At 43.2% G+C, this 3,849-nt stretch carries 7 protein-coding genes and 1 pseudogene; 3 read left to right on the forward strand and 5 right to left on the reverse strand.

Annotation, left to right across the window (positions count from 1 at the left end; genetic code table 11):
- Nucleotides 1-794: ISAs1 family transposase (locus RH88_RS02680; RefSeq protein WP_005593287.1), on the reverse strand; the 794-nt coding region annotated here is incomplete at its 3' end.
- Nucleotides 795-1,160: 366 nt separating this feature from the next.
- On the opposite strand from RH88_RS02680, the gene RH88_RS23340 reads away from it, so the two are divergent.
- Entirely contained in the window at nt 1,161-1,442 is a 282-nt protein-coding gene (locus tag RH88_RS23340; RefSeq protein WP_138944243.1) for a hypothetical protein, read from the forward strand.
- 177 nt (nt 1,443-1,619) lie between these two features.
- Nucleotides 1,620-2,013, forward strand: a pseudogene (locus RH88_RS22845) (integrase core domain-containing protein); the annotation flags it as partial.
- A 14-nt stretch (nt 2,014-2,027) separates the two neighbouring features.
- Here the strand turns inward: RH88_RS22845 and RH88_RS22850 are convergent.
- The 3 genes from RH88_RS22850 to RH88_RS02695 all read right to left on the reverse strand — a co-directional run bounded on the left by RH88_RS22850 (nt 2,028) and on the right by RH88_RS02695 (nt 3,092).
- Entirely contained in the window at nt 2,028-2,144 is a 117-nt protein-coding gene (locus tag RH88_RS22850; protein ID WP_081467354.1) for a helix-turn-helix domain-containing protein, read from the reverse strand.
- A 143-nt stretch (nt 2,145-2,287) separates the two neighbouring features.
- On the reverse strand, nt 2,288-2,872 hold the full coding sequence (locus RH88_RS02690; protein ID WP_005593289.1) for a DUF2913 family protein: 585 nt from the start codon (nt 2,870-2,872) through the stop codon (nt 2,288-2,290).
- Nucleotides 2,873-2,888: 16 nt separating this feature from the next.
- Nucleotides 2,889-3,092: a hypothetical protein gene (locus tag RH88_RS02695; RefSeq protein WP_005593290.1), complete on the reverse strand. Its 204-nt coding sequence runs from the start codon at nt 3,090-3,092 to the stop codon at nt 2,889-2,891.
- Between the two features lie 136 nt (nt 3,093-3,228).
- Here RH88_RS02695 and RH88_RS23680 point away from each other — a divergent pair, with 136 nt between their 5' ends.
- Nucleotides 3,229-3,402 carry a hypothetical protein gene (locus RH88_RS23680; RefSeq protein WP_005593292.1) on the forward strand — a complete coding sequence of 58 codons (174 nt, stop codon included), beginning with the start codon at nt 3,229-3,231 and terminating at the stop codon, nt 3,400-3,402.
- A 110-nt stretch (nt 3,403-3,512) separates the two neighbouring features.
- Here the strand turns inward: RH88_RS23680 and RH88_RS22855 are convergent, their stop codons facing one another.
- On the reverse strand, nt 3,513-3,725 hold the full coding sequence (locus RH88_RS22855; RefSeq protein ID WP_420895764.1) for a Hok/Gef family protein: 213 nt from the start codon (nt 3,723-3,725) through the stop codon (nt 3,513-3,515).
- Between the last annotated feature and the right edge of the window lie 124 nt (nt 3,726-3,849).

Raw genomic sequence — 3,849 nt, forward strand, 5'->3', positions numbered from 1 at the left:
ATAGCATCTCTTGCTTGCTCTGGAGTCAGTTCTGCAGAGCTAATGTAATAACGATACTCCAACTCACGTGCACTCAGAACATGACAAGTACGCGCTTCAATCCGGCCCTTCTGCTTCTCAATTTGATATCTGTCCCAGTCAATTGGATCTCGCCGGCGTGACGAAAAGGCGGACTGAATCGAGGCCGCTAACTTACCTTGATTACCCTTAACCGCTAATAAGTAATCGCCCCCTTTGCTCGTGATAGCTTTAGCTATCTTAGTCTGGCAGGCCATCGCATCAATCGTCACGATCGCACCTCGTAAGTCGAGCATCTGTAGAAGAGCTGGTACAGCTGTGATTTCATTACTCTTAGCATCGGTTTTTAGCTGACCCAATACGAGTTGATTAGCACTGGAATAAGCACTCACCATGTGAATGGTGCTTTGCCTGTCGTTTCTGTCATAGGAACCCCGTAAAGTTTTGCCATCAATGGCTACCACCTCACCACCAGTTAACTTGTGCACCGCTTTCATCCAGCCTAGAAAGCAATCTCGAAACTCTGCTGGGTCGATATTTGAAATCAGACGAGCAAAGGTATCATCAACCGGAACACCTTTTTCGAATAAACCATGTTTAAGAAACCATTCATGATGTCCGAGGACATACTCTCGAATATCAGTCCAGCCTTGGCCTCCGGCTATTACGGCACAGATTGAACCAAATAAAACGTCGAACAGAGGATAGTTTACTTTTGCGCTTTGTCGTTCGTCTCGAATGATGCTGAAATACGCTTTGATGGCTTTTAAATTCATGGGGCTCCTCAAAAGAGGAGAATAAGATCATAACCAACCTATCAGGTCAACGTTAATCCAATCATTTGGTAAAAGTCTTCATGATCTTGCCCTGTATATCACACCAATCGAAGATTGCTGACATATGGTTGGAAAATCGGTCATTTTTTGGTGGGACGGGGCTTGAGCGCGCAGAAATGAAAACGCATCAAAAGCGCTTAACATTTGGCAAAAAACTGTAATTAACTTTCAGAATAATTTCTAGGGTTCTTAGATAAGAAAGCCCCTACTTTCGCCACCTTGTAGCAAGGTTTGTTCCCTAAGCGGCAAAAGTAAGGGCAAATTTAGCTATTTAACGTAATAGGCAAAGAGCGATCCAAAAGAGCTATGACGATTTCTGGTGTATGGATGGAAGAGGGAGTTGATGTGTTCTCGCCAGAACGATTAACCGAAAAGTACAGCGCGCGACTGATAATACCTTTGTTTAACTGCATTCACCACAAGATCCTGATCCGCACCAGTAGTTTTACTCACTTAACTCAGTGTCCAAAACTACTGGTGCGGAACAGTCATAGAGAGCCGTTAAATACTGACCGCACTGAAGTGCATTATCACAAAGTAAGCAATGAACGCTGTATCCATTACACGGGCTTTGCTTGGTTAACATGATTATTCCCATTTAATTCACTCGCATAAGTAATGATATATATTGACATTATTGGCAATAGCAACGTAGTTGGCGAATCGAATTTTCTATCGTGTATATAAATTGTTCTTTATTTAAGATTTATATATTGTAATGGCATAGTGAATTTGGTCACTTAGTTAGAGGTGATATCATCACCTCATAAGCTAACAGGCAAAGCTCTCACGATGGCTTATGAGTCTAGTGGAAAGCCTAAAGGTGTCATGTTCCATAGCGATAGGTAGTCACTATACCACTCGTAAATACCGCCAATTACTGTGGCGTTTTCAAATAAAGCAGAGTTTATCTCGCCGAGGAAACTGTTGGGATAATGCGCCGATGGAACGCTTTTTTAGAAGTCTGAAAACGGAATGGGTGCCAACGGTGGGTTATCGTAGCTTTGCAGAGGATCAACAAGAGATAACTCGCTACATCATTGGATATTACTGCCAACTCAGGCCACATCAGTATAACGGTGGTCTAACTCCCAATGAGTCAGAACAATTATATTGGGAAAACTCTAAAACCGTGCCCATTTTAGTTGACCAGATGTGAAAAGCCAAAATCATTCAAGAATATTGGCGTGCTTTCTTCCAATGAGTGCGGACGGTGCCACGATTCATGCCTAATATTCTGCCTGCATGTTGTTGATTGCCGCGAGTGTGCAACAGAACGGATTCTACGATAGCATCGTTCGAGTGAGGCTAATAAACCTGTCAAATCAGGATCGGGTTTATGTTTGGGGGTGTACTTGCTGCCACTGTCGTAGGGTTCAAGAATCATCTTGAGCTGCAAGGCAAGCATCTTTTGATCGATAATGGTCATGGTGTTAGGCCGTTGGGTGAATAAGAATGTGCGCTTGATAAGTGCTGTCGTTCCACTCTTTCATTTCGGCGGTAAACCAACCATGCTTATTGATAGCGTCAATAAGCTCCGGTGCGCGCTCAAGCTGGATCAGCATCGATACCGGCGCTTTTTGTGCGCCGTCTTCGCTAAAGCAATGGTCAATATGATCTTCTAGCATGTAGAGAATACCAGGCTCGGCTTCTACACCTTCTTCAAAAAGGCGAGATTCTAATCCTTCGTCGTCATACAAATAGACCAATAACGAGTAGAGCTTTTCAGCTCCAGCCAGTTTTGTTTTCTTTGCCTGTTCGTTGAGTTCGTACAATTTTCTCTCCAAGTTACCCTGTTTGTTTCTGGCGGACGCAAGCATGAGTTTTACGTCTTTTTTGATGTTGGCCAAGCGCGGATCTTTTACTTTGGGCTTTAGGTATTTTATCAATATGTCATTGCGTGTACTAGTTGTGCAATGGCGACTCGATGCCGATACTTGGCAGAGTAGGTGCAGCAAGGCATTGGTTACGGTGGTATGCAGGTTTCGGTAGTATTCAAAATCTCGTTTAATTTGCATAGGCAATCACTGCACGTTAAGCAGCGCACTCCTTCCAGCGGTTGTTTTCTTTATAAGCAAGAAGACGGCCGGCAATATCACGCAGTTCAATCTTGACGGTGCAAGAAGGTGCTCGTGAGGCTGAGGATGTTTTGGCGCCTCTCAGTCCTTGCATGAAAACGGTTTCTGATTTGATTAACTCGTTTGAGTCGTTTAAGTAAATAATTTTGTAAGCGGCCATGGTACTCCTTGAGTGTTGGTTTAGCTTGTTTGTCTCTATATGTGGTCAATGGTTCCACTAACCAAGGTGTTAATGGTTAACAATTGCTCAGGGAAAGGTAAGATATTCATAAACGTCACGCAGGTAAGAGGTGCTTATGAACAGTCACGATAGACGAAAACGAGTATTGTTTGAGCTTATTGTGTTATGCGGTCACTCTAAAGAGTTACGTCGTCAGGTTTGCCATGAACACAGCGTCATGATGGTGCGTAATCGATTGAGTAAAGGTGGTGTTGTGATTGGGTGGCTTGTCTCTGAGCTTGATGGATAGAATAACGGTGAAACAATCCTTGCTTCACCGTTAAGTGCTATCAAACAGTAGATATGGGTGCTTATGGCCGAACCAAACAAAACAAACTGAATCCCCTCCTCGTTCAGCTACTATTTCGATTCGTAGGCGTTAGTCGCTGAAATTTCCGAGTTACCATCCTTGATGTAAACCTCACAAAGTGAGTCCTTCATCATCCATGTGAAACACAAAATTGTTAAGCAAATAACAATTAAGCTCAATAGAGCGGTTTTACTTCTTGGCATACTATCGCCTCCTTGATTTGAATCGTAATAGAGGCTAAGATTTGTCTTGCAGGAACACATCTAAAACCTCGTTTGAATTTATAGTTCATTCGGGGTTTTTGACTTTCTACCGCCAGCAATCCTGTTCAACACTGCTTTTGGTAGAAGACCAAAAGCACCCAGCGCCATTCTAGTCGCTTTTGAT

This window comes from Vibrio scophthalmi LMG 19158, from assembly GCF_000222585.1.
In the GTDB taxonomy this organism is placed as follows: Bacteria; Pseudomonadota; Gammaproteobacteria; order Enterobacterales; family Vibrionaceae; genus Vibrio; species Vibrio scophthalmi.